At 74.3% G+C, this 21,799-nt stretch carries 19 protein-coding genes; 6 read left to right on the top strand and 13 right to left on the bottom strand.

Translation table 11 applies throughout. The features are described 5' to 3' along the window. Positions 1 to 246: 246 nt before the first annotated feature. The 3 genes from ACFTWP_RS23235 to ACFTWP_RS23245 form a co-directional block, all read right to left on the bottom strand. Complete coding sequence (locus tag ACFTWP_RS23235) at positions 247 to 768, bottom strand: GNAT family N-acetyltransferase (protein WP_380266592.1); 522 nt, start codon at positions 766 to 768, stop codon at positions 247 to 249. A gap of 71 nt (positions 769 to 839) precedes the next feature. Further along, positions 840 to 1,439 carry a helix-turn-helix domain-containing protein gene (locus ACFTWP_RS23240; protein WP_380266593.1) on the bottom strand — a complete coding sequence of 200 codons (600 nt, stop codon included), beginning with the start codon at positions 1,437 to 1,439 and terminating at the stop codon, positions 840 to 842. 46 nt (positions 1,440 to 1,485) lie between these two features. Beyond that, positions 1,486 to 2,508 carry a LysR family transcriptional regulator gene (locus ACFTWP_RS23245; RefSeq protein ID WP_380266666.1) on the bottom strand — a complete coding sequence of 341 codons (1,023 nt, stop codon included), beginning with the start codon at positions 2,506 to 2,508 and terminating at the stop codon, positions 1,486 to 1,488. A gap of 207 nt (positions 2,509 to 2,715) precedes the next feature. On the opposite strand from ACFTWP_RS23245, the gene snpA reads away from it, so the two are divergent. Then, the gene (gene snpA / locus ACFTWP_RS23250; RefSeq protein WP_380266594.1) at positions 2,716 to 3,375 is read left to right on the top strand and encodes a snapalysin; all 660 of its coding nucleotides are present in this window, start codon (positions 2,716 to 2,718) and stop codon (positions 3,373 to 3,375) included. A 99-nt stretch (positions 3,376 to 3,474) separates the two neighbouring features. Here snpA and ACFTWP_RS23255 read toward each other — a convergent pair whose 3' ends face one another. The 7 genes from ACFTWP_RS23255 to ACFTWP_RS23285 form a co-directional block, all read right to left on the bottom strand. Next, positions 3,475 to 4,944, bottom strand: a complete 1,470-nt coding sequence (locus ACFTWP_RS23255) for a PHB depolymerase family esterase (protein WP_380266595.1) — start codon at positions 4,942 to 4,944, stop codon at positions 3,475 to 3,477. 391 nt (positions 4,945 to 5,335) lie between these two features. Beyond that, on the bottom strand, positions 5,336 to 6,286 hold the full coding sequence (locus ACFTWP_RS23260; protein ID WP_380266596.1) for an alpha/beta hydrolase: 951 nt from the start codon (positions 6,284 to 6,286) through the stop codon (positions 5,336 to 5,338). A 40-nt stretch (positions 6,287 to 6,326) separates the two neighbouring features. Next, positions 6,327 to 7,436 (bottom strand): branched-chain amino acid ABC transporter permease, encoded by a 1,110-nt coding sequence (locus ACFTWP_RS23265; RefSeq protein WP_380266597.1) that lies wholly within the window; start codon positions 7,434 to 7,436, stop codon positions 6,327 to 6,329. Beyond that, positions 7,433 to 8,320, bottom strand: a complete 888-nt coding sequence (locus ACFTWP_RS23270) for a branched-chain amino acid ABC transporter permease (RefSeq protein ID WP_380266598.1) — start codon at positions 8,318 to 8,320, stop codon at positions 7,433 to 7,435. Before ACFTWP_RS23270 ends, ACFTWP_RS23265 begins: the two co-directional genes overlap by 4 nt. After that, complete coding sequence (locus ACFTWP_RS23275) at positions 8,320 to 9,084, bottom strand: ABC transporter ATP-binding protein (protein WP_380266599.1); 765 nt, start codon at positions 9,082 to 9,084, stop codon at positions 8,320 to 8,322. The genes ACFTWP_RS23270 and ACFTWP_RS23275 overlap by 1 nt, the downstream gene beginning before the upstream one ends. Next, positions 9,081 to 9,875: an ABC transporter ATP-binding protein gene (locus tag ACFTWP_RS23280; protein WP_380266600.1), complete on the bottom strand. Its 795-nt coding sequence runs from the start codon at positions 9,873 to 9,875 to the stop codon at positions 9,081 to 9,083. The genes ACFTWP_RS23275 and ACFTWP_RS23280 overlap by 4 nt, the downstream gene beginning before the upstream one ends. A 4-nt stretch (positions 9,876 to 9,879) precedes the next feature. Then, the gene (locus ACFTWP_RS23285; RefSeq protein ID WP_380266601.1) at positions 9,880 to 11,112 is read right to left on the bottom strand and encodes a substrate-binding domain-containing protein; all 1,233 of its coding nucleotides are present in this window, start codon (positions 11,110 to 11,112) and stop codon (positions 9,880 to 9,882) included. Between the two features lie 322 nt (positions 11,113 to 11,434). On the opposite strand from ACFTWP_RS23285, the gene ACFTWP_RS23290 reads away from it, so the two are divergent. The 4 genes from ACFTWP_RS23290 (at position 11,435) to ACFTWP_RS23305 (ending at position 14,426) form a co-directional block, all read left to right on the top strand. Next, positions 11,435 to 12,196, top strand: a complete 762-nt coding sequence (locus ACFTWP_RS23290; protein WP_380266602.1) for a CoA transferase subunit A — start codon at positions 11,435 to 11,437, stop codon at positions 12,194 to 12,196. A 2-nt stretch (positions 12,197 to 12,198) separates the two neighbouring features. Continuing rightward, complete coding sequence (locus tag ACFTWP_RS23295; protein ID WP_380266603.1) at positions 12,199 to 12,852, top strand: CoA transferase subunit B; 654 nt, start codon at positions 12,199 to 12,201, stop codon at positions 12,850 to 12,852. A gap of 132 nt (positions 12,853 to 12,984) precedes the next feature. After that, positions 12,985 to 13,737 (top strand): VIT family protein, encoded by a 753-nt coding sequence (locus ACFTWP_RS23300; RefSeq protein ID WP_380266604.1) that lies wholly within the window; start codon positions 12,985 to 12,987, stop codon positions 13,735 to 13,737. 359 nt (positions 13,738 to 14,096) lie between these two features. Continuing rightward, a complete protein-coding gene (locus ACFTWP_RS23305) occupies positions 14,097 to 14,426 on the top strand; it encodes a hypothetical protein (protein ID WP_380266605.1) in 330 nt (109 codons plus the stop codon). A 102-nt stretch (positions 14,427 to 14,528) separates the two neighbouring features. On the opposite strand, the gene ACFTWP_RS23310 is transcribed toward ACFTWP_RS23305, so the two are convergent. After that, the gene (locus tag ACFTWP_RS23310; protein WP_380266607.1) at positions 14,529 to 17,288 is read right to left on the bottom strand and encodes a LuxR C-terminal-related transcriptional regulator; all 2,760 of its coding nucleotides are present in this window, start codon (positions 17,286 to 17,288) and stop codon (positions 14,529 to 14,531) included. A gap of 931 nt (positions 17,289 to 18,219) precedes the next feature. Here ACFTWP_RS23310 and ACFTWP_RS23315 point away from each other — a divergent pair. After that, positions 18,220 to 19,191, top strand: a complete 972-nt coding sequence (locus tag ACFTWP_RS23315; RefSeq protein WP_380266608.1) for a collagenase — start codon at positions 18,220 to 18,222, stop codon at positions 19,189 to 19,191. A gap of 314 nt (positions 19,192 to 19,505) precedes the next feature. Here the strand turns inward: ACFTWP_RS23315 and ACFTWP_RS23320 are convergent, their stop codons facing one another. Next, on the bottom strand, positions 19,506 to 19,961 hold the full coding sequence (locus ACFTWP_RS23320) for a DoxX family protein (protein ID WP_380266609.1): 456 nt from the start codon (positions 19,959 to 19,961) through the stop codon (positions 19,506 to 19,508). A 444-nt stretch (positions 19,962 to 20,405) separates the two neighbouring features. Continuing rightward, complete coding sequence (locus ACFTWP_RS23325; RefSeq protein ID WP_380266610.1) at positions 20,406 to 21,440, bottom strand: NlpC/P60 family protein; 1,035 nt, start codon at positions 21,438 to 21,440, stop codon at positions 20,406 to 20,408. Positions 21,441 to 21,799 lie beyond the last annotated feature (359 nt).

The following is a 21,799-nucleotide window of genomic DNA, read 5'->3' on the forward strand; positions in this document are numbered from 1 at the left end:
ATGAGCCATGTACATGATGTGGTGGACGCAAGATGTCAGATTGTCACCCCGGAAGGGAAGTCCCCTTGTCCTATGCGTATTTCATCTGGGTGCGACCGAATGCCCCCGCCAGGAAGCCGAGTTCCCGGGGTGCGACGCGGCGCGGCGCCGCCCCGGCCGGGCTCGGGGCGCCGGAGAAGTCCCCGCCGGCCGAGCCGGCTCGGGGCGTCACCCGCACGAAGTCCGTTGGTGAGGTAAAGGGTTGAGTCAGTCGAGCCGCTTGTAGTAGAAGGAGCAGTCGCGGAGCGAGCCGGCCGGATCGGCCGCGTAGTCCGGTACGACGCCGTACCCCGTCCAGCCGGCGGCCTGGTAGAGCAGGTCGGCGGCGCTGCCGGTCTCGGTGTCCAGGAGCAGCAGCGTGCAGCCGGCCCGGGCGGCGGCCTCCTCGGCGGTGCCGAGCAGGGCGCGGGCCAAGCCCCGGCCGCGGGCGTCCCGATGGACCATCAGTTTGACGATCTCGCCGCGGTGCCGGCCGTTGGGCTTCTGTTCCAGGACGAGGGTCGCGGTGCCGCTGACGCCCTCCGGCCCCGTGCTCACCCAGACCGTACGGCTGCCGTCGGCCACCGAGGGGAGCTGGGCCAGCCACCACCGCGCCGCCGCCTGCGCGTCGAACGGGAGGAGGAAGCCGAGCGAGGCTCCGCCGGCCACGGTGTCCGCCAGCAGGCGGGCCAGATCCGGTACGGCCGCGGGGAAGTCCTCGGCGGACAGGCGGGTGATCTCGGGCGCCATGGATCCTCCTCGGACGGGCCCCAGGCCGACGGTGTCCGGCGCGGGCTCGCCGGGGGCGCTGCCGGGCCGGCTCACGGCAGCACGACCAGCACGGCGTAACGGGCCGGGACGGTGCCCGGGTTGAGGAACCGCGAGCGGCCCCAGAGGCGGAACCGCAGGCAGTCCCCGGCGTGCAGGAGGTGCGCCCGATCGTCCGCGGTGACCTCCAACTCGCCCTCCAGGAGCCAGATGTGCTGCTCCAGGCCGGGGACGGGCGGGCCGTCGTAGGAGATGTCCGCGCCGGGCCGCAGGGCCCCCTCGACGACCTCGCCGCGAAGGCCCGGGTGCGGCGGGGACACCGAGCGCCGGGTGAACCCCGAACTCTCGTCCCGCCACACCGCCTGCCGGTCGGCGGGGACGAGCTGGGGTGGCTCCGACTCCACCTCGGCCAGCAGTTGGGACATCGTCCGCCGGTACGCCGAGCAGAGCCTGCCGAGCAGGCTGGCGGTCGGGCTGATCTCCGCCCGCTCCAGCCGGGAGAGGGTGGAGCGGCTGATCCCGGTGCGCCGGGCCAGGTCCTCCAGCGACCAGTCCTGCTCGACCCGCAGGGCCGCCAGTCGGGCGGCCAGCCGGGAGTCGAGCCGCTCCTGGTCGGCCTCCTCGGGGCTCGGCCCCTGCTCGGTGATTCTCATGATGGAGAGACTATCCCAGATCTGGGACGGGATGGTCGCGCGGCGCTCAGTCGCCGGGGTACTGCGAGGGAGCCTGGAGAGTCGGTGGGGTCTGGAGGGGCGGGCCCAGCAGGTGCAGCAGGGAGCGGTTGTGCTGCAGGAGCCAGGTGAGATAGGCGGGGTTCACCCGGGCCAGGTCGATGTAGGCGGCCCGAAGGTCGGTGTAGAGGGCGTCGAGCGCGGGGCCGCTCAGCGCCCGGGGTCTCCAGGCGAGCAGCAGGCGTACCGCGAGCGGGTCGCCGTGGATCGGCCGTACGACGGTGCCCGGCCCCGGGGCGGAGGTGGGCTGGCACGGGCGGACGGCCTCGCCCGAGGCCACCAGTTCGGCGGCGGTGGTGTTGTCACGGATCTGCAGGACGCGCGGATCCAGCCCGGCCCCGGAGAACACCCGGCGCATCGCGGCGTACTCGTGGTCGGCCGATGGGTCCACCATCCAGGTGTCCTTCGCCAGGTCGGCCAGCCTGACCACGGGCTGCGCGGCGGCGGGGTGACGGACCGACAGGGCGACGAACTGCGGTTCGCGGGCGATCACCACGCGGTGCTCGGCGCCGGCCGGCACCCGCAGCGGGAACCCCTCGCTCTCGTGCACGAAGGCGATGTCCAGCTGGTCGGCGCCGACCATCCGCAGCAGGGCGATGGCGGAGATGTCGATGTGGATCGTGGTGTCCGTCTCCGGCAGCCGGTCGTGCACCCGGCGCAACCAGGCGGCCACGGCCCGGCTGCCGACGCTCCCGATCCGCAACTGCCGCTTCGCGGCGCCCGACGCCTCCTGGCGGGCGGCGGTGACCAGGGTGGCCAGTTCGGTGATGATCGGACGGGCCCGGGAGAGCACCGAGTGGCCGAGGGGGGTGGGCTGACTGCCGGTCTGCTCGCGGGTGAACAACGGGCCGCCGATGGTGCGTTCGATGCGGTGCAGCTGGGTGGTGAGGGACGGCTGGGTCATGCCGAGCTGCTGGGCGGCCTTTCGTACGCTGCCGGTGTCCGCGATCGCGCACAGTACCCGGAGGTGTCTCACGTCGAGCTCCACCAGCCGAGCATAGCGAGATGCCAACAGAACGCCAAGGACATGTCAAATGCAGGTTGTGTGTGGACGGGATATTGGTCGGAGCTATCGCCGATTGGCATCATCCGCTCGCCCGCCGGGCTGAACGAAGCTCTGCGCATCAGTAGTTCACCCGCCGTTCCACGGTCACCGATCACCCCCAGGGCCGTGGGACACGCGAACGGAGTCCCCCACATGAAGCGCTCCATGATCTCCCTGTCGCTGACCCTCGGGCTGGCCCTGGGCACTGGCCTCGCCGCCGTGCCCGCGTCCGCCGCGTCCGCCGACACCGCTCCCCGCCAGAACTACACCGCCTCCTCCTACGCGGGCACGGCCGAGGAGGAGGCGGGCAACAAGGCCTTCTACGAGGCCGTGATGAAGTCCGCGCTCGCCAAGCAGGCGGCCACGCCGTTCCTCAAGGCCGTCGTCGTCACCTACGACGCCAGCAGCGCGCCGACCTTCCGCAACCAGATAGCCAGCAGCGCCCAGATCTGGAACGGTTCGGTGACCAACGTCCAGCTGCGCTCGGGCACCAATGCCGACTTCCGCTACTACGAGGGCAACGACTCGCGCGGCTCCTACGCGAGCACCGACGGCCACGGCCGGGGCTACGTCTTCCTGGACTACCGGCAGAACCAGCAGTACAACTCCGTCCGCGTGACGGCGCACGAGACCGGCCACGTGCTCGGACTGCCGGACCACTACTCCGGTCCGTGCAGCGAGTTGATGTCCGGCGGCGGCCCCGGCACCTCCTGCACCAACGCCTACCCGAACAGCGCCGAGCGGAGCCGGGTCAACTCGCTCTGGGTCAACGGCCTGAGCGCCACCGCCGGCGCGCTCACCACGGTGCGCTGACCCCGACCCGACGCTACCCGACCTGCCGCGCACCGCGCCGCGGCACCGGACGGCCCGGCCCCGATCGACGGGGGCCGGGCCGTCCGGTCGTACGGCGGGTCAGGCCGGGCAGCCCGCGTCCGCGATCACGTAGTAGCCGGGGGAGGTCTGTGCCAGGGTGTGGGTGACGAAGGTGTTCCACAGGCCCATGTTCTGGTTCGAGCCGTTGGCGTACGCCACGCCGCCGCTCTGGTGGGCCCGACCGGCGGCGACCTGGGCGTAGTTGCTGGCGGTGAAGCACTGGACCGGCGTGCCGGTGGTGGTGGCCGTCACGGCCGCGGAGCGGGCGCCGGTGTTCCCGGCGGAGTCGACCGCCGCGACGGTGTAGCCGTAGGAGGTGGCGCCGGACAGCCCGCCGTCGGTGAACGAGGCCGTCGCGGCGCTGCCGACCGCGGCGCCGTCGCGGTAGACGGTGTAGGAGGCGGCGCCGGAGACGGCGCTCCAGGAGAGCGAGACGGAACTGGCGGTGGTGCCGGTGACGCCCAGTCCGGTCGGCGCGGGCAGCGAACCGGTGCCGCCGCCGCTGGGGGCGCCGTCGAGGCCCCAGAACTTCGCCGTGTGGTAGGTGGAGCAGATGGTGTTGAGGAAGTAGGCGCCGGTGCTGCCGCACTGGTCCGCGCCTGACCCGGGGGCGATCGCGAGGCCGTGGCCCATCCCGGCCACCGAGTACAGCTCGACGGCCGGCTTGCCGGCGGTGTCGTTGTAGACGGACAGCGTGGTGCCGCCGGACAGGGTCTGGGTGGCGGAGGGGCTCTGGCCGATGCCCCAGACGTTGGTCCACTGGTCGCGCAGTTCGGTCGCGTTCACGGGGTACACCGTGTAGTCGGAGCCGCCCTGCCAGATGGCCACCCGCGGCCACGGTCCGGTGTAGCCGGGGTTGGCGTTGCGGACCTTGTCGCCCCACTGGGCCGGGGTGAGGTTCTGGTTGTTCTGCTGGCAGCCGGAGGCGGCGGTGAGCGTGGTGGCGCACTGGGCCGGCAGTCCGGAGTCGACCGCGCCGCCCGCGAAGACGTCCGGGTAGGCCGCCAGCAGGTCGGCGGTCATTCCGCCGCCGGCCGACAGGCCGGTGACGAACACCCGGTGGGTGTCCGAACCGTACTGGGCGGCAGCGGTGTTGACCATCTGGACGACGGAGGCGGCCTCGCCCTTGCCCCGGGTGTCCTTGGTCGCGTCGAACCAGCTGAAGCAGGAGGAGCTGTTGTTCGCCGAACTGGTCTGCGGGAAGACCACCGCGAACCCCCACAGGTCGGCGTACTTCTGCCAACCCGAGTGCGAGAAGTAGTCGTTGGCACTCTGCGTACAGCCGTGCAGGGCGACCACCAGCGGCGCGCCGGCGGCCAGACCGGCCGGGGCGTACTCGTACATGGCCAGGTTGCCGGGGTTGGAACCGAAGCCGGTGACCTGCTGGAGGGTGCCGGCGGCGGCAGCCGGTCCGGTGCCGGCGGTGGCGGCCAGCCCGGTGGCGGCCAGCCCGAGGGCGGTGGTGAGGGCGAGGCGTCTGACGAACCTGCCCAGGAGGGAGGGGCGCACGGGAACTCCTTGAGTGGGGTGGGGGAGGCGGCGACACCGCGGTCGGTCCGGACCGCGGCGCGGGGGCCGCCCACTCGGTTGCTGATGCCGGACGGTACGGCCCGTCCGACCTGGGCCGATACGTGGCCGGGGCACACTGCGGGCGATCACGGATGGCAGGGCGCGCCATTGCCCGGGACGCTCCGGCGCCTCGGGTGTTCCGGTCGCGGTGGCGGCCGCAACGCACCGAGGGCGACGGCCCGGACGGTGTCTCCGTCCGCGCCGCCGCCCTGACCGGTGCCCCGCCGGGCCGCCCGCCTCCTTCATGCACCGCCCCGCCGTCCCCGCACCGCCCCGCCCCGGCCGCCTCGCCGAGGCCGCCCCGGGTCAGCCGGTGCCGGTCGGGCCGGGGTCAGGCCGGTTCGGCCGGCAGGCCGGCCGCCGCGAGGAGGTGGCGGGTCACCACCCGGGCGCCCTCCTCCCCGACCAGCAGGCTGTAGTGGTTGGTGCCGGGCACCAGGTGGGTGGGCACGCGCGCGCGGTCCAGCCCGGCGGCCACGAAGCGCTGCTCGTCGTACAGGCCCTGGGGCTCGTCCAGCAGCCCCCGTTCGGCCCACAGCATGGCTGTGGGGAGGGTGAGCCCGTGCACGGCGGCGAGTACCTCGGGGCCGAACAGGCCCACGCCGTCCACCCGTACGGCGTCGATCAGGCAGGAGGAGCGCAACTCGGGCTCCCGGCCCACCAGGTCGCGCTGGACGTAGTCGTCGGCCCAGGGCGACCAGTCGGCGCCGAAGGCCGGGTGGGCCTGCCAGAAGGCGCGGTAGGAGTCGCGGTCGGGGAAGGTCATCGACAGGCGCCGCATCGCCGGTCCGATCACGGCGGTGATCAGCTCGTCCGGGCTCAGCTCGGTCGGGGCGGGGAACCCCACACCGCCGTCCACCAGCAGTACGGACGCGAAGCGCCCCGGGTGCCGCACGGCCGTGAGGGCGGCCACGAACGCGCCCATCGAGTGGCCGGCGAGCACGGCGCCCTCCAGGCCCAACTCCCGTGCGAGCGCGGCGACATCCTCGGCGTGCGCGGGGATGCCGTACGGGCCGGGCACCGCGGCGCTGGCGGCCCGGCCGCGCAGGTCCGGTGCGACCAGGGTGACCCGCCCGGCGAGCAGGTGCGCGACCCGGCCCCAGGACAGCGCGTTGGCGGTGATCCCGTGCAGCGCGAGCACCACCGGCGCGTCCTGGCGGGCGGCGGGCCAACGGAGCACGGCCAGCTCGCCGCCGGTCACGGGGACCTTCAACTCCTCGTACCCGCCGACCTGGTGGGTGACCGGCAGGTGCGGGCCGCCGGTGCTCTCGTCAAACGTCATGGCAATCTCCTTCGGACGGTCGGCCGCCCGGCCGTCCCGGTCAGGGGGCCGCGCGGCGGGCACGGTCGCGGGCGGCCCGCAGGCGTCCGGGCAGGCGGACCACGCCGCCCGGCAGCAGGTAGACCACCAGGACGAACAGTGTGCCGAGCAGGAACAGGGGTTGCGAGAGCGGGACCCGCAGCACGGCGGGCAGGTCGGCGACGGCGCCGGATCCGGCGAGGTCACCCAGGCGGTGGTCGGCCCAGGTGTAGAGGACGCCGCCGACCAGCGGCCCCCAGCGGGTGCCGGAGCCGCCGAGGACGACCATGACCAGCAGCGAGAGGGTGAAGTCCGAGGTGGTGCTCTGCGGGGTGGCGCCGCCGGTCAGCAGCAGGTAGACGACGCCGCCGAGTGCGGCCAGTGCGCCGGCCAGCACGAAGGCCACCAGTTTGAACCCGTAGGGGCGCAGCCCCAGCACCTCCACCCGGCGCTCGTTCTCCCGGATGCCCTCCCAGACCCGGCCGGTGGGGGAGTTGACCGCCCGGTGCACCACGGCCAGCGTGAGCACCAGGTAGGCCAGCGCGATCCAGTACAGGTTGGCGGTGTGCTCGATCCCGACCAGGGCCGACGGCAGCCGGCCGGCGGGGGCGGCCCGGCCCTCCTCGCCGCCGGTGATGCCGCCCGGATCGCGCTCGACCAGGATCGAGCCGGCCTGTGCGAACGCCAGGGTCACCATGGAGAACCCGATGCCGCTCATCCGCAGGCTGACCGAGCCGAGCAGCGCCGCCAGCGCCACCCCGGCCAGCAGCCCGAGCAGGGCGGACGGCGCGAACGGCAGACCGGCCTCCAGCATCAGGGTGTTGGTGGCGTAGGTGCCGGTGGCGAAGTACAGGGCGTGGCCGAAGGAGAGCAGCCCGGTGCGGCCCAGCAGCAGGTCGTAGCCGGTGGCGAGGGCGCCGAACAGCAGGCACAGGGCGATCAGTTGGAGACTGCCGGGGCTGCCGATCGGGCCGTCCAGCAGGCCGGGCACCGGCAGCGAGCTGTACGGTGCGGTGAGCAGGACGAGCAGCAGCGCGGCGGGCCACCAGCGGGCCAGCGCGCGCAGCCGCTCGGCCGTGGGGGTGGCGGGCTGGGTGCTCGCGCGGGTCTTCTCCGGTGTGGCGGTGGTCATGCGAGTCTCCCGGTGAGGCCGCTCGGCCGGACGAGCAGCAGGGCGGCGAGCAGGACGACGACGGCGAGGTCGCCGAGCCCGGCGGTGGTGTAGTAGTTGGCGAACTGCTGGACGAGTCCGACGCCGACCGCGGCCAGCGCCGCGCCGCCGACCGACCCCATGCCGCCCATCACCACGACCACGAAGGCGAAGACGAGCAGCGAGGTGCCCTGACCCGGGTCGACGGAGCCGAAGTAGAGGCCGCCGAGGGCGCCGCCTAGCGCGGCCGCCGCGCCGCCGATGGCGAAGACCAGCGTGAACGCCCGGCGGACGTCGATGCCGAGTGCGGTGACCATGGCGCGGTCCTCGACGCCGGCGCGGACCACGAGGCCGTGCCGGGTGCGGCCGAGGAACAGCTTGAGCACGGCCAGCACGACCACCGCGGCGACGATCAGCACCAGACGGTTGACCGGCACCTGGGCTCCCAGCAGGCCGAAGGTCCCGCTCAGCGCGGCCGGCCCGGGGAACGGCCGGGCGTCGGTGCCCCAGATCGCCGAGAGCAGCGCCGGCACGGCGAGGCCGACACCGACGGTGGCCAGCACCTGCTCGCGCGGGCGCTCGTACAGCGGTCGGATGACGGCGAGTTCGAGCAGGACGGCGGCGAGCGTGCCGACCGCCGTCCCGAAGGCGACCGCCAGCACGAAGCCGAGGCCGCCGGAGCCGGCGCCCGGCAGGTTCCCGGAGGCGGCCCACCAGGTGCCGTAGGCGCCGACGGACAGCAGGGCGCCGTGGGCGAAGTTGAGCACGTCCATCAGACCGAAGATCAGCGACAGGCCGGAGGCGATCAGGAAGTACAGCGCTCCCAGCCCCAGCCCGGTGAGGGCGAGCAGGACGACGGTCGACATCAGCGTTCCCTGTCGGTGTGGGTGGCGGCGGCCGGCGCGCCGGCGGCGTCGGCGTGGTGGCGTCCGACGCCGAGCAGCCGGCGGGTGGCCTCGGCGTCGGTGAGCAGTTCGTCGGCGGGGCCCTGGTGGGCGGTGCGGCCGTCCGCGAGGACGACGCAGTGCCCGGCCAGCCGGCGGACCATGGCGAGGTTCTGCTCGACCAGCAGGACGGGCACCGCCTCGGCGGCGCGCTCCAGCACCCGGGCGACCTCGGTGACGACCCGGGGCGCCAGGCCCTTGGTGGGCTCGTCGGCGATGATCAGCCGGTTGCCGTTCAGCAGGGTGCGGGAGATCGCCACCATCTGCTGCTGGCCGCCCGAGAGCGTTCCGGCGCTCTGCCGGGCGCGCTGCTTCAGCTCCGGGAAGAGCTCGTGCACCAGGGCGTAGGCGGGCTCGCCCGCGCCCCGGCGCTCCGCCAGCCGCAGGTTCTCCGCCACGCTGAGGCCGGCGAACACGCCGCGGTCCTCGGGGGCGTAGCCGATGCCGCGCCGGACCAGGGCGTGGGTGGGCGTGCGGACGGTCTCGGCGCCGTCGAACAGCACGCTGCCGGTGCGCGGCACCAGGCCGAGGACGCCGCGCACGGTGGTGGTCTTGCCGGCGCCGTTGCGGCCGAGCAGGGCGGTCGTCCCGCTCGCCGGGACGTCCAGGTCGACCCCGTGCAGGATGTGCCGGCCGCCGATGACGACCCGCAGGTCCCGGACCCGCAGCAGGGGTTCGGCGTTCACAGTTCCTCCCCGAGGTAGGCCTGCTGCACGGTGGCGTCGGACATCACCCGCTGCGGGGTGTCCAGGGCGAGCAGGGTGCCGTGGTGCATCACGGCGAGGCGGTCGGCGAGGCCCAGCAGCACGTCCATGTGGTGCTCCACCATCAGCACGGTGCGCCCCTCCTCGCGGTGCAGCGAGCGGATCAGTTCGGTGAGCGCCGGCACCTCCTCGGCGCTCACCCCGGCCATCGGCTCGTCCAGCAGCATCAGGCGGGGCTCGCCGACCAGCAGGACGGCCAGTTCGAGCTTGCGCTTCTCGCCGTGCGAGAGCTCCCGGGCCGGGGTCTCGGCGCGGTGCCCGAGCCCGGTGCGCTCCAGCACGTCCGAGACCTGGCGGGGGTAGGCGCCGGCGCGTCGCCAGATCCGGTACGAGCCGCCGGCGGCCTGCGCGGCCAGCCGGACGTGGTCGGCCACCGTCATGGCAGGCCAGAGACTGGACGTCTGGAAGGTCCGCCCGAGGCCGCGGCGGGCCCGGGCGTGCGCGGGCTGTGCGGTGATGTCGGCGCCGTCGAGCTCGATGCTGCCGTGACCGGCCGGGTTGAGGCCGCTGATCAGGTTGAACAGGGAGGTCTTGCCGGCGCCGTTGGGGCCGATGAAGGCGAGGAACTCGCCCTCGTGGACGTCGAAGGAGACGTCCTCGACGATGGTGGCGCCGCCCACGCTCCAGCCGAGGCCGCGCAGCCGGAGCACGGGGGGCGGGGCGGTCGCCGCCCTGCCCGGGGCGCCCGGAGCGGCGGTGTTCGCGGATCCCACCGGGTCAGCCCGCGATCGACTTGACCGTCGGCGCCGCCGCCGACATGGGCAGGGTGTGCAGCAACTCCGGCTTGGCGTCCGCGCCCTGGCCGTTCAGCTTGGCGGTGAACATCGGCTGGAGCAGCGCGTGGTCCTCGGCCCGGACCTGCTCCTCGCCCTTCGGGCCGGCGAACCGCCAGTCCTCCAGTGCCTTGACCATCGCGGCGGTGTCGGTGGCACTGCCGGCCTCGATCGCGTGCACGATCATCTGGGCGGCGGTGAAGCCGTCCGGGTTGAACAGGTCGGGCGTGCCGCCGGCCTTGGTGACACCGTCCAGCATCGCCTTCTCGACCTCGTTGCCGCCCGCCGCGCCGGGGAAGTAGTGCGCCAGGAAGGAGATCTTGCCGGCGGCCGGGCCGAAGACCGGGTACGAGGCGGTGCCGGCCAGCCCGGTGACCACCTTGCCGGAGTCGAGCACGCCCTGCTGGTCCAGTGCGGTCCACAGCGCGGGCGCGGTGGCGCCGGCCCAGGCCACGTACACCAGGTCGGGCGCACCGGACTTGACCTGCTGGGCGAAGGGCGTGAGGTCGGTCGCGCTGGGCGGCGCCAGGACGGAGGTCACGGTCGCGCCCTGCCCCTCCAGCGCCGCCTTCACGGCGGCCACGTTGGCCTGGCCGAAGGCCGAGTTCTGGGACAGCACGGTCACCTTCTTGTCCTTGGCGCCGAGCAGCAGGGTGCCCGCCGCCAGGATGTCCTGGTAGGACTGCCGCCCGGAGCGGAAGGTGTACTTGTTGATGCCCGTCAGGGCGTCGGTGGCGGCGGCGCCGCTGACGAAGAGCAGCTTGTTCTGCGCGGCCAGCGGCGCGACCTGCAGCGCCACCCCCGAGTCGGTGCTGCCGGCCAGGATCCGGTAGCCCTTGCCCGCCAGGTCCTTGGCGGCGGCGACGGCCTTCGCCGGGTCCCCCGCGTCGTCCTGTTCGGTGACCTCGACCGGGTGGCCCGCGACCTTGCCGGTGCCCTTGGTGGCGTACGCCAGACCGGCGGTGAAGCCGTCCAGGTACTGCTTGCCGTAGGCGGCGAGCGGGCCGCTGCGCGAGTAGACCAGGCCGACCCTGACGGGTGAGGAGTCGCCGGCGGCGGCCTTGTCGGAGCCGGCGGTGCCGGCCGCCGCGCACCCGGTGAGGACGGCGCCGGCGGTCAGCAGGGAGAGCGCCTGCAGGGGTCTGCTACGGACGACGTGTGCGGTGCGCATGCGCATGGTGGTCGGCTCCCGGGGGGCTCGTGCCGTCCACCGCCGCCCGGGGCGCGGGACCGTCCGTGCGGACGCTCCCGAGGGTCACGCTCCGGGTGGCGGTGGGGTCATGGTGGGTGGTTGCTGAGACCTTAGGAGCGGCCGGCGGGCCCGGACATGTGGGCGGATGCAACACCTGGGCCCGGCACCGTGTGGCGGGCGCACATGGCCGAGCCGCCGGAGGTGCCGGAACAGTGAGGAGGGCCTCACCGCCCCGGCCTGCGCGGATCCCGCCGCCGGGGGGAGGCAGAGGCCACACGGCTCCCCGGACGGAAGGCAAGGACAGGACATGGACAAGGTGGTGAGCCCGGCACGGGCGGTGGCGGACATCCCGGACGGGGCGACGCTGGCCGTCGGCGGCTTCGGCCTCTGCGGCATCCCCTCCACGCTGATCGACGCGCTGGCCGGATCCGGCGCCACCGGCCTGCGGGTGGTGTCCAACAACTGCGGCGTGGACGACTGGGGCCTCGGCCTGCTGCTCCGCGCCGGCCGGATCGCCCGGATGACCTCCTCCTACGTGGGGGAGAACAAGGAGTTCGCCCGCCAGTACCTGAGCGGCGAGCTGGAGGTGGAGCTCACCCCGCAGGGCACGCTCGCCGAGCGGCTGCGCGCGGGCGGCTCCGGCATCCCGGCCTTCTTCACCCCGGCCGGCGTCGGCACCCAGGTGGAGGAGGGCGGGCTGCCCTGGCGCTACGCGGCCGACGGTTCGGTCGCACTGGCCTCACCGCCCAAGGAGGTACGCGAGTTCGGCGGCCGGCGGCACCTGCTGGAGGAGGCGATCAGCACCGACTTCGCCCTGGTGCGCGCGGCCGTGGCGGACCGCCACGGCAACTGCGTCTTCCACGCCGCCGCCCGCAACTTCAACCCGCTCTGCGCGATGGCCGGGCGGATCACCCTGGTGGAGGCCGAGCGGATCGTCGAGCCCGGCGAGCTGCCGCCGGACGCCGTCCACCTGCCGGGCGTGTACGTCGACCGGGTGGTCGCCGCGGGCCCCGCCGAGAAGCGCATCGAGCGCCGTACCGTCCGCCCCGCCGCCCCCGAGGAGAACTGACCATGCCGCTCGACCGCGACCAGCTCGCCGCCCGCGCCGCCCGCGAACTGCGCGACGGACAGTACGTCAACCTGGGCATCGGACTGCCCACCCTGATCCCCAACCACATCCCGGCCGGCGTGCACGTGGTGCTGCACTCCGAGAACGGCATCCTCGGGGTGGGCCCCTACCCGTACGAGGGCGAGGAGCACCCCGACCTGATCAACGCCGGCAAGGAGACCGTCACCACCGCCGCCGGCGCCGCGTACTTCGACTCGGCGTTCTCCTTCGGCATGATCCGGGCCGGCCGGATCGACGTCTCGGTGCTCGGCGCCATGGAGGTCTCGGCCTGCGGCGACCTGGCCAACTGGATGATCCCCGGCAAGATGGTGAAGGGCATGGGCGGGGCGATGGACCTGGTGCACGGTGCGCGCCGGCTGATCGTGGTGATGGAGCACACCGCCCGCGACGGCTCCCCGAAGATCGTCCGGGAGCTCACGCTGCCCGCCACCGGCCGCCGGGTGGTCGACCGCATCGTCACCGACCTCGCCGTCGTCGACGTCGACCCGGACGGTCTGCGGCTGGTCGAACTCGCCCCCGGCGTCACCGTGGAGGAGGTCCGCGCGGCCACCGGCGCGGAGCTGACCGTGCCCGCCGACCTGTCCGTCGGCGTCTGACCGCCCGCCCGGCCCGCACGGAACCCCGGCCCGCCGTGTGTCGCTGGGCCGGAACACCGGGCCGGGCCGGGAGGATGACGGGGACCGGGGCCCGCGGGCCCGCCCGGGCGGGACGGACGGAGGGGTGGCCGCGTGCCGGAGACCGAGGAAGCGGGCAGGCCCGGCAGCGGCCCGGAGGAGGACGACGGACACGCCGAGTCGCACGGCGGGGCGCTCGGACCCCGGCTGAACTGGCTGCGCGCCGCCGTCCTCGGTGCCAACGACGGGGTGGTCTCCACCGCCGGCCTGGTGATGGGCGTGGCCGGCGCCACCACCTCCGAGAGCGCGCTGCTCACCGCCGGCCTGGCCGGGATGCTGGCCGGCTCGCTCTCGATGGCGGTCGGCGAGTACGTGTCGGTCAGCAGCCAGCGCGACTCCGAACGGGCCGCGCTGCGTCAGGAGCAGCGCGAGCTCGCCGAGGACCCGGAGGCCGAACTCGCCGAACTGGCGGGCTTCTACGAGGCGAAGGGGCTGCCGGCCGCACTGGCCCGCGAGGTCGCCGTCCGGCTCACCGAACGGGACCCGCTCGCCGCCCACGCCGAGGTCGAGCTGAAGATCGACCCCGAGGAGCTCACCAGCGCCTGGCAGGCCGCCTGGGCGAGCTTCGTCTCCTTCACCGTCGGGGCGCTCTGCCCGCTGCTCGCCGTCCTGCTGCTGCCGTCCTCGGTACGGGCGCCGGCCACCGCCGCCACGGTGCTCTGCGCGCTGCTGGTCACCGGCCTGCTGAGTGCCCGCCTGGGCGGGGCGCCGCCCAGGCGGGCCGTCCTGCGCAACGTGCTGGGCGGCGGGCTGGCGATGGCGGTCACCTACGCCCTCGGCGTCGGCCTGGACGCGGCCGGTGTGTGAGGTGGGCCGGGGCGACGTACCCCCGGTCGGCCGCCCGGCCGGATCCTGCGCCGACGATCCGTCGACCTGCTCCGGTGCGGGAGCGGTTCCCCCGCGCCACGCCGGGCGCGAGGAAGCCCGGGCCGGCGGCCGGGCGGGGTCCGCACCCCCGGTGCCGGGCGGTGGGCGGCGCGGAGCCGTCGGGATTTCGCAGGTATGGCGATGTCCGGGGCACGGATATTCACCCGCGCCGTGGCGTCCTAGGTTGGTTCCCGCCGGCCGACCGGGTGCCCGGTCCGTAACCGGAGGGCCCCGGACCGGGCACCCGGTCGGGCCGGATCAGCAGCCGGTACGACGGCGCGACACAGGGAGATGACGTCATGGACCGGCTCTACTTCCAGGTGGACGTCCCCACGAGGAACACCACCCGGCCCGGGCAGCTCGGCCACCACGTCTTCACCGGGCCGGCCGACACCGGGTCGCAGGCCCTGCGGATCGCGCGTGAGACGTGCGAGGCGGCGCTCGCCGCCCAGGCGGCGGGGACGGCGATCCCCCTCAGACGGCCGGACGGTTGGGGAGCCCGCGGAGTGCGGCCCGGCTGGGCGTTCGACTGGGCGCGGGCGACGGTGGCCACCTGGGACTGCAACAGCTTCCTCGGGTCGTACGACCTCGTGGTCCGCAGCGGCCAGGGCATCGTGACCACTCGCTGAGGAAGGCGGTGCACGGCGCCGTCGTCCACCGGGCCCCGGCGCCCCCGCCTCCGGGCCGGCGGGCCGTGACGGCGCCGGAGTACGAGGCCGCCTCGGGGTCCGTCACGGCCGGCGGGGGGTGAGGTCGTGCCGGGAGAGGGTGCCGGTCTTGCGCATGGCGCGGGCGATGTGCTGCTCGACCGTCCGGGGGGAGAGGTGCAGGGTCGCCGCGATCTCCCGGTTCGTCAGCCCGCTCGCCGCGAGTTCCGCCACCTCGCCCTCCCGGGGAGAGAGCTCGTCCGGGTGCGAGGGGCGGCCGGGTGGGCGCCCCTTCCTGGCCGGCTGCTCCGTGCGCAGCAGGGCGCGGGCGCGGGCACTGTCCCAGGTCGCCCCGAGGTCGCCGAACTGCCGGGTGCAGGACTCCAGTTCGGCGATCGCGCGCGCCGTTGCCCCGCCGGTGGCGTTGCTGCCTCCGTCCGCCCGGGGTGCTTCGACGGACTCCTCGGCCGGGGTGTCCGTGTCGGTCGCCTGCCCGCTCGCCCGCCGGGGGGATCCGGCCAGCAGGCAGCGCGCCGCGCCTTCCGTGGTCAGGGCGTGGGCGTACGGCCGGGGCAGTGCCCCGTAGGCCGCCGCCGCCTCCCGGTACAGGCCCGCGGCCTCCTGCTGCCTGTCCTCGGCCTCCGCCAGTGCGGCTCGGCTCCAGGTGAGCGCGGCGCGGGCGGCGGGCATCTCGCGATTCTCGATGCCCTGCCCGAAGTCCCGCACCATGGCCCGGGCGGCCGGCACGTCGCCCGCGCGTGCGGTGGCCTCCACGGCCCAGGGGGCGAGTTCGGCGGCCCACGCCCACACGCCCTTGCCGACCACGTCCGACCAGGCCGTGCGGGCCAGCTCGGCCGCGGCGGGCACGTCCTGCCGGGCGAGCGCCAGCCGCACCAGGGTGCCGGACACCGTCGCGGCCAGCGGCGTGGGCATGCTCTCCGGCGCGATCGCCTCGCGTCCGGACAGCCAGGAGAGCGCCGCCCCCCAGTCGCCCTGGGCGAAGGCGAGCAGGCCCCGCACCACGCGGGCGTCGGAGGCGATGAACGGCATGTCGGCGGTCGCGGTCACGAACTCCTCGCACCGCTCGGCCAGGCCGGCCCACCGGCCCGTCCACCACTCCAGCAGCAGCCGCGTCCCCAGGGCGGTGTGCTCGATGTACGGGGCGCCGCTCTCGGCGGAGAGGTCGAGGCCCTCGGCCAGCAGATCCCGCGCCCGCTCGTAGAAGCCCAGCCGGACGGCGGCGTCCGCGGCGTTGCACAGGCCGCGCGCGGCGTGCTGGCGGCACAGCGGGTCCGGGCTGTCCGTGGGAAGTGCCTTCACCAGCTCCCACGCGTCCCGGTCACCGCAGTCCAGGGCGGAGGAGGCCCGGTTGGCGAGGACCGCCGCCCGCAGGGCCTCGTCCCCGCTCGCGTCCGCGACCGCCACGGCCTGGCGCAGCCACCGCTGGTGGACCTCGATCGAGGGGCCCGGCCAGTTCGGCATCGCCAGCGCGGCCATCGCCCGCCCCGCCAGATCGGGGCGGACGTCGCGGAGCTCGGTCGCCGCGGTCTCCAGCTCCCGCCACCCGGCGGCGAACCGGCCGACCTGGTTGCAGAGCAGGAGCGCCAGGTCGAGCCGCAGCTCACCGCGGACGACCGCGGGCAGGGACGGGTCCCGCACGATCTGCGTCAGCACCTCGACGGTCTGGTCCGAACGCAGGGCGACGACGGCGTTGCGGGCCAGCAGGGGCGCCAGCCGGGCCCGGACCTGCGGCGGGACCAGCGGAGAGGCAAGGGTCTGCTCCAGCAGGGCGATCGCCTGTTGGTGGCCGCCCGACTCCGCGGCGGCACGGGCCGCTCGCTCCACCGCCCGCAGCCAGCCGCTGACCTGGCCGGAGGCCCTGCGGTGCAGGGCCACGGCGGTCCACGGCACCGGCTGCCTGCGGGCCAGGACGTCAGCCGCCCGCTCGTGCAACTCCTGGCGCAGCGGCCCGTGCACGGTGTCGTGCACGGCACGTGCGGCCAGTGGGGCGCAAAGCCCGTAGTACGCATCGCCCAGGTCGGTCAGCGCCGCACCCGCCAGCGCGGCCAGCAGGGCCTCCCTGCCGGCTTCCGGCCCGAGCCCCGACACGGTGATCAGCTCGTCCCGGCCGGCGGGCTCGCCCAGGACGGCGGCCGCCCAGACGATCGGCCGGTGCGCCGGGGGCAGGACGGCCGTCCTGCCCAGGACCAGCTCGGCCAGCCGCACCGGCACCCCGGCCGCGTCCACGTCCTCGGCCGTGCACCCGGGCCCCGGGCGCACGCGCAGCGCGGCCAGCAGATCGACGACCACCCGGGGCACCCCGCCGGAACGCTCGGACAGTCTGCCGACCGCCTCGGCCGTACAGTGCTCGCCCAGCGCCTCCACCGCGGCCCGGCGCACGCGGTCCTCGTCCCAGGCGGCCAGCGGGTGCCGGAGCACCGTCAGCTCGGGCGGGTACGCCGCGGCCGGTGCACCCAGCGGCAGACCGGGCACGGCCAACTCCTCCGGACGGTAGGCGAGCACAGCCGCCAGCCCGGGCCGGGGCCGCTCCAGCAGACGACGCAGCTGTTCCCGCTCCGTCTCGTCCGCCCTGTGCACGTCGTCCACCAGCAGCAGGACCGGCCCCTGCCAGCCGTCCTCCGGCGGCTGCGCCCCGGGTGTTCCGCACCGCCACAGCACGCGGGTCGCGTCCGCCGCCTCGGGCAGGCCGCTCAGCCGTCCGAGGAGGTGGCTCTTGCCCATGCCGGCGGCGCCCTCCACCAGGACGAGCACCGGCCCGGCACTCTCAGCGGCAAGAGTGCGACCCAGCAGGGACCGCCAGCCGAATCCGTGGGCTGTGGTCACGTCGCCGCCTCGTTCTCGGTTTCGGTTTCCCGACGAGCGGAGCACGTCGGGAAGGCTTGCTGACAAAGCGGAGCACGTCGGGAAAGCCGCTGACAAGCGGAGCAGGTCGGGAAGTTCTGCCGGCACGGGAGTGTCGGGACGAGCCTTCCCCGGTGGGGGCGTGTCCGGTGCCCGGTCGGGGCGCGGGCCCACCGACGGCCCCGCGGAGCGTTCGCGCCCACCGAGCTCCCGGGGGTGGCGGGCACGTCGGCTGCTCGGCCGTGGTGGACGGGCCGGAGTGCTCGGGCACCCGCGGGAACTCCGCGCCGTAGTGCCGCAGGCCGCTGCGACCGGCTCCTGGCGAGCGGGGCGCGACACCGGTCGGCCGGGTAGGTCGGACGGGCGCGGCACCCGGCCCGGTTCGCATGCCCGAGCACGGGGTCGGCCGACCGAGCCGGTGGCCAGGGATCGCCTGACGGCTCCTGCGCGTCCGGTGGGCCGACGACCGAAGGCTACGGCGGCGAACGGTTCGTCGACCATCCGGGCGGGTGGGATCCGGATACGCAATCAATCACGTCACCGGGTACCGGACGGGTCGGCCGGGCTCCAGCGGGAACGGATCGCCTCGGAGTGGTCGGGCGCCCGGCTCGAAGGCGGCCCGTCACACCCGCGAAGCCCCACCGCCGAGGCCTCCACCGGGTCGCAGCGGCCTTTGTTTGCGTATCCGGAACCGGCCGGTACGGCATTGCCTCCGTCTCGGGCGCCCCGCACAGTTCAGTCACTCGGCGATCGACACCGCCGCGGCCAGAAGCCGCGTGAACCGTCGCCGGGCACGAGGAGCGCCCGGGACCACCCCCACCGGGCGCTCCGCCCCCACCCCCCACGCCCCACCCCCCCACGCCGACGGCGGGACTCCCTGCCCAAGTCGGCCGCCACAGCCCCAAGGAGAACCATGTCCGCAGTCCCGGTTCGCCGGCGTCTCACGCAGATCGCGGTCCCGGTGCTGGCGATGTGCGCCGCGACGGCCCTCACGGTCGTCCCGGCCTCGGCGAGCACCGCGCAGACCACCACCGCCCCCATCGCCCCCGGTGCGGCGACATCCGGCCCCGCCGGCCCCTCCACGCTGCCCGCCGCCCGTTCCAGCGCGCCCAGTCAGGTCGCCACGCAGGCGGCCGACGCCACCCTGCCGGTCAACTACGCCTGCAGTGCCACACTGCGCGTCCGGGCCCAGCGCCTCAGCGCCCAGCAGCTCACCGGCACCTGCGACAGCCTCGCCGGCCAGGACTCCTTCTTCCACACGGTCGTCAAGGACAGCGGCCAACCGGTCAGCGGCGACCGGAACACCACGCTGGAGCTCGTGGTGTTCGACTCGCGCTCCGAGTACGTGCGGCTGGCCGGCTCCCTGTACGGGGTCGACACCAACAACGGCGGGGTCTACCTGGAGGGCAACCCCGCCGCGGCCGGGAACCAGGCCCGTTTCATCACCTACCGCGACGAGACCTCCCAGGCCTTCGCGATCAAGAACCTCAACCACGAGTACACGCACTACCTCGACGGCCGGTACGACATGTACGGCGACTGGAACGCCAATGTCTCCACGCCGACCCTGTGGTGGATCGAGGGCCTGGCCGAGTACGTCTCGTACACCTACCGGGGCGTGTTCAACTCCTGGGCCGCCACCGAGGCGTCGAAGCAGACCTACGCCCTGAGCACCCTGTTCGACACCACCCAGCAGTACGACCAGAACCGGATCTACGCCTGGGGCTACCTCGCCGTCTACTACATGGTGGAGAAGCACCCCGGCGACGTGGCGAAGATCCTCGGGTACTACCGCACCGGCTCCTGGCAGGCGGCGCGCACCTACCTCAAGCAGACCATCGGAACCCGCTACGACGCCGACTTCCGAAGCTGGCTGCTGACCTGACCCAACGGGCCGCGTGAGCACCACGGGCGAACGCCCCGCCCGCCGGCCACCCTTCGGGGGCGGCCGGCGGGTGGGGCACACGGCGTCCCGCATCCGCGGTACTGACCCGAGCCCGCCCGAAGCCGCTCGAACGACGCGTCACCTCGGCGCCCGGCCCGCGAGCGCCCCGCGGCCGGACCGGCCACTTCCGGACAGGCCAGCACAGGACCGGCCGGCACCGGAGCGGCCAGGACGATCACCGGCAACCACAGCAGCGACCACGGACCGCCGGTTCGCCGGATCCTTCGGTGCCGGCCCGAGACCGCGGACAGACCTTAGGCCTGGTTCCTGGCCGCGGCCAGGCCCCGGCCATGTGCCGCCGGGCGCTGGAACAAGCGTCCGAGGGCAAGGGTGCCGGGACCGGTCACCGCGATGGCCAGGAACGCCCAGCAGAACAGCACGGCCAGCTCGCCGCCGTTCTGGATCGGCCACAGCGCCTTCTCCTGGTGCACCGAGAAGTAGGCGTACGCCATCGAGCCCGAGCAGACCAGCGCCGCCGGCCGGGTGCCGAGCCCCAGCAGCACCAGCACCCCGCCCGCCAGCTGGATGAGTGCGGCCCACCACCCGGGCCACTGCCCGACCGGCACGGTGCCGCCGCCGCGGGTGCCGCCCAGCACCCCGAACAGCGAGGCGGCGCCGTGGCAGGAGAACAGCAGGGCGGTGACGATCCGGAACAGTGCCAGTGCGTGGGGCTTGGCGGGGTCGAGCACGGTACGGGGTTCGAAGGACACGGGGACTCCTCGGTCGGCGTCCGGCCGGCGGCCGGTGCGGGATCGTGCGGACCCGGCGCCGGCCCCACTCCGGCGCCGTCGGGCAGTCCGGTCGACGACCACCCGGCGGCCCGCCCCGGCCGGGAGCACCCGTGGCCGCGCCGCCAAGGCGCGGGACGGGTGCGCCGCCCGGACGGGCGTCGGTCCGGCCCGCCGGCCGGCGACCTCGGTGCCCGGTGCGGCGCTACGGGCTGCACCGGGTGATCGATTGACCTGACTCCGACAATTCTGGTGCACCGTCAGGTGTCCGCGGCAGTCCTGTGAACCTCAAAGGTTTCTCAAGTCGCCGTTCCCCGTCCGGAATCCGCCGCGGCGCGTCCGGCGGTGGACGCGCTCCGGCGCCCGGTCGCCCCCGGTCGGCGCCCGCCCGGTCGCCCCCTGCCCTCCCCGCTCGGCGGTAAGGACTCAGACCCGGCGGATGGTGTTGATCGGCATCGCGTCGGCCTTCATCACCTTCACCACGTCGCCGGTGTGCGGGGCGTGCACCACCAGCCCGTCGCCGATGTACATCCCGACGTGGTGCCGGTCGCTGCCGTAGATCACGAGGTCGCCGGGCTGCGCCTCGGCGAGCGAGGGCACCCGGGCGCCGACGTTGCCCTGCTCCTGGGAGGTGCGCGGCAACGAGACGTTGGCCTGGCGGTAGGCCCACACCATCAGGCCCGAGCAGTCGAACTGGTCGGGGCCGGCGGAGCTCCAGTGGTAGGGGGCGCCCTGCTTGCTCATCGCCTTGGCGACCGCGACACCGGCGTAGCCGCCGGCCTGCGGCAGGGTGCCGAGGTCGACGCGGACGGCGTCGCGCGAGGCGCGGCCGTCGCCCTGGAGCACCGAGGCGCGGTCGGTGGCGCTGAGGGTGTTGAGCAGCGTGTTCGCCTCCTGGAGCTTCTTGGTGATGTCCGTCTTGGCCTGGTTCAGGTCCTTGGTGGTCTCGTCGAGCGAGGAGAGGACGGCGGCGGCCTCGATCTTCTGCTGGTCGAGCCGGCGTTGCTGGTCCTCCAGGCCCTTCAGTGCCTCCGCCTGGCTGGAGGTGGCCTGTTGGACGCTGGTGGCCTGCTGGAGGTAGCCGGAGGGGTCGGCGGTGAGCATCAGCTGGACGGAGGGGTCGATGCCGCCGGTGCGGTACTGCTCGCCGGCCACCTCGGCCAGGCCGATCTGGAGCCGGGTCATCCGGTCCTGGCCCCGGGCCACCTGGTCCTGGAGCTGGTCGGCCTGCTTGCGCAGCTGGTCGGCCCGCTCCTTGGCACCGTTGTAGCGCTCGGCGGCCTGCTCCTGTTCGGCGTTGAGCCGGTCGACCTGCGCCTTCACGTCCTCCTTCTTGGAGGGGGTGGTGGGCGCGGCGTGCGCGCTCATCTGGGCGGACAGGGCGACCGTGGTCGCGGCGGCTGCGGTGAGCACCGTCACCCGTGCGCGGGTCGGCTGCTTGGGACGGCGGTGGGAGGCCAAAGACCCGCTCCTTCTTCCTGTGGATTCACCCGAACGAGTGAAATCCGGAAAATAAGGTTTGACGACAACCTAGTGAAGGTCGGTGCTTCCCACTACTCGCGCCCGACCGTGGACGTGGATCTCCGAAGGGAATTCACTCGTTCCACACACGAGCGGGACGACGCGACTGACCGACGGTCAGTCCCGCGGTTCGTCCCGGAGGCGAGATCGCCCGTCCGGGCCGACGGCCTCCCGCGCGGCCGTGCGCACCGGGCCGGGCCGGCCTCCGCGACCCGGATCAACCACCGCACCCGCACGCCCTCTTGACCACGCCCGCTGCGGTACCCCGGCGCCTAGCCGTCGCGCAGGATCCGCTTCGC

The sequence above is a fragment of the Kitasatospora sp. NPDC057015 genome (assembly GCF_042673745.1).
Taxonomy (GTDB): domain Bacteria; phylum Actinomycetota; class Actinomycetes; order Streptomycetales; family Streptomycetaceae; genus Kitasatospora.

What these genes read in the sequence shown, in the direction of transcription:
- ACFTWP_RS23235 (WP_380266592.1), bottom strand. Translation starts at nt 768, where the DNA reads ATGGCGCCCGAGATCACCCGCCTGTCCGCCGAGGACTTCCCCGCGGCC.
- ACFTWP_RS23240 (WP_380266593.1), bottom strand. Translation starts at nt 1,439, where the DNA reads ATGAGAATCACCGAGCAGGGGCCGAGCCCCGAGGAGGCCGACCAGGAG.
- snpA (WP_380266594.1), top strand. Translation starts at nt 2,716, where the DNA reads ATGAAGCGCTCCATGATCTCCCTGTCGCTGACCCTCGGGCTGGCCCTG.
- ACFTWP_RS23260 (WP_380266596.1), bottom strand. Translation starts at nt 6,286, where the DNA reads ATGACGTTTGACGAGAGCACCGGCGGCCCGCACCTGCCGGTCACCCAC.
- ACFTWP_RS23265 (WP_380266597.1), bottom strand. Translation starts at nt 7,436, where the DNA reads ATGACCACCGCCACACCGGAGAAGACCCGCGCGAGCACCCAGCCCGCC.
- ACFTWP_RS23270 (WP_380266598.1), bottom strand. Translation starts at nt 8,320, where the DNA reads ATGTCGACCGTCGTCCTGCTCGCCCTCACCGGGCTGGGGCTGGGAGCG.
- ACFTWP_RS23285 (WP_380266601.1), bottom strand. Translation starts at nt 11,112, where the DNA reads ATGCGCATGCGCACCGCACACGTCGTCCGTAGCAGACCCCTGCAGGCG.
- ACFTWP_RS23290 (WP_380266602.1), top strand. Translation starts at nt 11,435, where the DNA reads ATGGACAAGGTGGTGAGCCCGGCACGGGCGGTGGCGGACATCCCGGAC.
- ACFTWP_RS23295 (WP_380266603.1), top strand. Translation starts at nt 12,199, where the DNA reads ATGCCGCTCGACCGCGACCAGCTCGCCGCCCGCGCCGCCCGCGAACTG.
- ACFTWP_RS23305 (WP_380266605.1), top strand. Translation starts at nt 14,097, where the DNA reads ATGGACCGGCTCTACTTCCAGGTGGACGTCCCCACGAGGAACACCACC.
- ACFTWP_RS23315 (WP_380266608.1), top strand. Translation starts at nt 18,220, where the DNA reads ATGTCCGCAGTCCCGGTTCGCCGGCGTCTCACGCAGATCGCGGTCCCG.